Raw genomic sequence first — 1,646 nt, 5'->3', positions numbered from 1 at the left:
CTCGGAGACCGGGTAGCGGGACTCGCGCCGTACGGCCATGAAGATGCGCGGCATGACGGGGAAGTGGAACGCCATGTGGCACTCGTCGCCGCCGGCCTGGTAGTCACCGAAGTAGTCGACGACGTCCTCGGGCCACTGGTTCGCCTCGGCGAGGAGCACCTTGTCGGCGTACTGGGCGTCGATCTCCTTGCGCACCCGCTTCAGGAACTCGTGGGTCGCGGGCAGGTTCTCGCAGTTGGTGCCCTCCTGCTGGTACAGGTAGGGCACCGCGTCCAGCCGGAGCCCGTCGATGCCGAGGTCCAGCCAGAACTTCAGCGCGGAGATCATCTCCTCCTGCACGGCCGGGTTCTCGTAGTTCAGGTCCGGCTGGTGCGAGAAGAAGCGGTGCCAGTAGTACTGCTTGCGCACCGGGTCGTACGTCCAGTTGGAGACCTCGGTGTCGACGAAGATGATCCGGGCGTCCTGGTACTGCTTGTCGTCGTCGGCCCAGACGTAGTAGTCCCCGTACGGACCGTCCGGATCCCGCCTCGACTCCTGGAACCACGGGTGCTGGTCGCTGGTGTGGTTCATGACGAAGTCGATGATCACGCGCATGCCGCGCTGGTGCGCGGCGTCCACGAACTCCACGAAGTCGGCGAGGTCGCCGAACTCCGGCAGCACGGCGGTGTAGTCCGAGACGTCGTAACCACCGTCCCGCAGGGGGGACTTGAAGAACGGCGGCAGCCACAGACAGTCCACGCCGAGCCACTGCAGGTAGTCGAGCTTGGCGGTCAGGCCCTTCAGGTCGCCGACGCCGTCGCCGTTGCTGTCCTGGAAGGAGCGGACCAGGACCTCGTAGAAGACGGCGCGTTTGAACCACTCCGGGTCCCGGTCCTTGGCGGGGGTGTCTTCGAAGGTGTCCGGAACGGGCTCATTGACGATCATGTTGTGGGTGACCCTCCGGTCTGCGGGGTGGACGGTCGCAGGACGGTGAAGACGTGCGCGGGCCTGTGACCCGGCTCGAGGCGCACATAGTTGGCCCTGCCCCAGTAGTAGGTCTCGCCGGTGAGCTCGTCGCGCACCGGCACGGACTCGTGCCAGTCCAGGCCGAGTTGCGGCATGTCCAACGAGACCGTGGCCTCCTGGGTGTGGTGCGGGTCGAGGTTCACGACCACCAGAACCGTGTTCGATCCGCTCCGTTTCGAGTAGGCGATCACCGCGTCCTGGTCGGCGTGGTGGAAGTGCAGATCGCGCAGCTGTCGCAGGGCCGGCTGCTGCCGCCGGATGGTGTTGAGCCGGGTGATGAGGGGGGCGATGGTGCGTCCCTCGCGTGCGGCGGCTTCCCAGTCGCGGGGCCGGAGCTGGTACTTCTCGGAGTCCAGGTACTCCTCGCCGCCGTCCCTGAGCGGGGTGTTCTCGCACAGTTCGTAGCCGGAGTAGATGCCCCAGGCCGGGGAGAGGGTGGCGGCGAGCACGGCGCGGACCTCGAAGGCGGGGCGTCCGCCGTGCTGGAGGTAGGCGTGCAGGATGTCGGGGGTGTTGGCGAAGAAGTTGGGCCGCATCCAGGCCGCCGCCTCACCCGACAGCTCCGTGAGGTACTCGGTCAGCTCCTGCTTGGTGGTGCGCCAGGTGAAGTACGTGTACGACTGCTGGAAGCCGATCTGGGC

The 1,646-nt window shown here is 66.8% G+C and carries 2 protein-coding genes; both read right to left on the bottom strand.

The annotated features are described in order from the left end of the window. Nucleotides 1-924 (bottom strand): alpha-amylase family glycosyl hydrolase (locus ACZ5DC_RS40535; protein ID WP_468661496.1); only part of this gene is annotated, 924 nt, incomplete at its 3' end. Next, nucleotides 921-1,646 (bottom strand): alpha-amylase family protein (locus ACZ5DC_RS40530; RefSeq protein WP_468661494.1); only part of this gene is annotated, 726 nt, incomplete at its 5' end. The genes ACZ5DC_RS40530 and ACZ5DC_RS40535, both read right to left, overlap by 4 nt.

The sequence above is a fragment of the Streptomyces sp. NPDC031445 genome, assembly GCF_055581365.1.
Note: the sequence above shows the minus strand (reverse complement) of the source record. Positions and strands in the feature narration are given on the sequence as shown.